Source organism: Halochromatium sp., assembly GCF_046541315.1.
Taxonomy (GTDB): Bacteria; Pseudomonadota; Gammaproteobacteria; order Chromatiales; family Chromatiaceae; genus Lamprobacter.
The window spans coordinates 1-2897 of record NZ_JBKHDN010000277.1; the positions used below are offsets into that span (position 1 = coordinate 1).

General features: G+C 63.9%; 2 pseudogenes. Both read right to left on the reverse strand.

Features of this window, described 5'->3' with window-relative positions:
* Positions 1–1345: pseudogene (locus tag ACLFQI_RS13065) on the reverse strand (DNA-directed RNA polymerase subunit beta'); the annotation flags it as partial.
* A 106-nt stretch (positions 1346–1451) separates the two neighbouring features.
* Positions 1452–2897, reverse strand: a pseudogene (rpoB, locus tag ACLFQI_RS13070) (DNA-directed RNA polymerase subunit beta); the annotation flags it as partial.

A 2897-nucleotide genomic window follows, 5' to 3' on the forward strand; every position in this document is an offset into this window, starting at 1 on the left:
GCTGGATCGCCTTGCCCTCGATCAGCACCGGCTCGAAGGCCTGGATGCCGAGACGGTGCAACGTCGGCGCGCGGTTGAGCATCACCGGATGCTCGCGGATCACCTCTTCGAGGATGTCCCAGACCTCCACCGTGCCGCGCTCGACCATCTTCTTCGCCGCCTTGATCGTCGGCGCCAGTCCGCGCAACTGCAATTTGCTGAAGATGAACGGCTTGAACAGCTCCAGCGCCATCAGCTTCGGCAGCCCGCACTGATGCAATTTGAGCGTCGGGCCGACGACGATCACCGAACGCCCGGAGTAGTCGACGCGCTTGCCGAGCAGGTTCTGCCGGAAGCGGCCCTGCTTGCCCTTGATCATGTCGGCGAGCGACTTCAGCGGACGCTTGTTGGTGCCGGTGATGGCGCGACCGCGACGCCCGTTGTCGAGCAGCGCGTCGACCGACTCCTGCAACATGCGCTTCTCGTTGCGCACGATGATGTCGGGCGCGATCAGATCCAGCAGCCGCTTGAGACGGTTGTTGCGGTTGATCACCCGGCGATAGAGATCGTTGAGATCCGAGGTCGCGAAGCGGCCGCCATCGAGCGGCACCAGCGGGCGCAGCTCCGGCGGCAGCACCGGCAGCACGTTCAGGATCATCCATTCCGGCCGGTTGCCCGAGAGCTTCAGCGACTCGATCAGCTTCAGGCGCTTGGTCAGCTTCTTGAGCTTGGTCTCGGAGTTGGTGGCCTCCATGTCCTCGCGCATCTTGCGGATCTCGGCATCGAGATCCAGGCTGCGCAGCAGCTCGAACACGGCCTCGGCGCCCATGCGCGCGTCGAATTCGTCGCCGTGGGTCTCCAAGGCCTCGAGGTATTGATCGTCGGTGAGCAGTTGATTGCGTTCGAGATCGGTCATCGCCGGATCGATGACGACGAAGGACTCGAAGTAGAGCACCCGCTCGATGTCGCGCAGGGTCATGTCGAGCAACAGCCCGATGCGCGACGGCAGCGACTTCAGGAACCAGATGTGCGCGACCGGGCTGGCCAGGTCGATGTGGCCCATGCGCTCGCGGCGCACCTTGGCCAGGGTCACCTCGACGCCGCACTTCTCACAGACCACGCCGCGGTGCTTGAGCCGCTTGTACTTGCCGCACAGGCACTCGTAGTCGCTGACCGGGCCGAACACCTTGGCGCAGAACAGCCCGTCGCGCTCCGGCTTGAAGGTGCGGTAGTTGATGGTCTCCGGCTTCTTGACCTCGCCATAGGACCAGGAGCGGATCATCTCGGGCGACGCGAGGCCGATGCGGATGGCATCGAACTCCAGGGCCTGACCCTGTTGCTTAATGATTCTGAGGAGATCTTTCATGGCAGCACCAGGTGAAGATTTGAAGTTTGAAGTTTGAAAGCCAAGAGGGAAGAAGGGAAAGGTGAAGTCTCACCTTTCCCACTTCACGCCTCCCCTTCAAACCTGTTCAATCCTGCTCAAGTTCGATGTTGATGCCGAGCGAGCGGATTTCCTTGATCAGCACGTTGAACGACTCCGGCATCCCGGCCTCCATGCGGTGATCGCCATCGACGATGTTCTTGTACATCTTGGTGCGGCCGGTGACGTCGTCCGACTTCACCGTCAGCATCTCCTGCAGGGTGTGCGCGGCGCCATAGGCCTCCAGCGCCCAGACCTCCATCTCGCCGAAACGCTGACCGCCGAATTGCGCCTTGCCGCCGAGCGGCTGCTGGGTCACCAGACTGTAGGGCCCGGTCGAGCGCGCGTGCATCTTGTCGTCGACCAGATGGTTGAGCTTGAGCATGTACATATAGCCCACCGTCACCGGTCGCTCGAACGGCTCGCCGGTACGCCCGTCGTAGAGCGTGGTCTGGCCGGTGGGCGAGAGCCCGGCGAGATCGAGCATGTACTTGATCTCTTCCTCGGTGGCGCCGTCGAAGACCGGGGTCGCGAGCGGGACGCCGCCGCGCAGGTTGGCCGCCAGTTCCAGGATCTCATCGTCGCTGAAGCGATCGAGTTCCTCGCGCTTGCCGCTGCTGTTGTAGATCTTGGCCAGGAAGTCACGCACCTCGGCGACATCGGCCTGCGCCCGCAGCATCGCATCGATGCGCTGTCCGAGTCCCTTCGCGGCCCAGCCGAGATGGGTCTCGAGCACCTGACCGACGTTCATGCGCGAGGGCACGCCGAGCGGATTGAGGACGATATCGACCGGCTCGCCATCGGCGCTGAACGGCATGTCCTCCTGCGGCACCACGCGCGAGATCACGCCCTTGTTGCCGTGCCGACCGGCCATCTTGTCGCCGGGCTGGAAGCGCCGCTTGACCGCGACATAGGTCTTGACCATCTTCAGCACGCCCGGCGGCAGCTCGTCGCCCTGGGTGATCTTGCGCTTCTTGATCTCGAAGCGCTCGCGAAACAGCTCGCGCTGCTCCTTGACCTGGGCCGCGACCGCCTCCAGCTGCGCCGCCGACTCTTCGCTGCGCAACCGGATCTCGAGCCACTTGTCCTTGCCTTGGCCTTCGGCGAGATCGTTGAGATACTTCTTGGTGATCTTCTCGCCGGCCTTGAATCCGCCGGGGCCGCCATCGGCCACCTTGCCGACCAGCATCTTCTCGACCCGCTGGAAGGTGTCCTGCTCCATGATGCGCAGTTGGTCGGCCAAGTCCTTGCGCACGCGCTCGAGTTCGATCTCCTCGATCTCGGTCGCGCGCTTGTCCTTCTCGACGCCATCGCGGGTGAACACCTGCACGTCGACCACGGTGCCGGCCATGCCGGAGGGCAGCCGCAGCGAGGTGTCCTTCACGTCCGAGGCCTTCTCGCCGAAGATCGCGCGCAGCAGTTTTTCCTCTGGCGTGAGCTGGGTCTCGCCCTTGGGCGTGACCTTGCCGACCAGGATGTCGCCGTCGCGCACCTC